1 protein-coding gene is annotated in these 261 nt (G+C 65.9%); it reads right to left on the bottom strand.

Features of this window, described 5'->3' with window-relative positions:
- Positions 1–261 (bottom strand): aminotransferase class I/II-fold pyridoxal phosphate-dependent enzyme (locus tag R0J88_RS21115; protein WP_410901044.1); only part of this gene is annotated, 261 nt, incomplete at both ends.

Here is a 261-nt window from a genome sequence, read left to right as displayed (position 1 = left end):
CCCATCTCGCCCCCGATACGCGTAAAGGCGGCAATGGCTGTCTCGATCTGCTCCGGAGTATGCGCCGCCGAGATCTGGGTGCGAATGCGCGCCTGTCCCTTGGGCACCACCGGATAGGAAAAGCCGATCACGTAGATGCCGGCCGCCAGCAGGCGATTGGCGAAGTCGCCCGCCAGTCGTGCATCGCCGATCATCACCGGAATGATGGCGTGACCGGCGCCCGCGAGGGTGAAGCCGGCCTCCTGCATGCCACGACGGAAG

The organism is Pseudoalteromonas sp. SIMBA_162, assembly GCF_046535955.1.
Classification (GTDB): Bacteria; Pseudomonadota; Gammaproteobacteria; order Enterobacterales; family Alteromonadaceae; genus Pseudoalteromonas; species Pseudoalteromonas marina.
The sequence above is the reverse complement of the archived record's forward strand: the minus strand, read 5'-3'. Positions and strand labels throughout refer to the sequence as shown.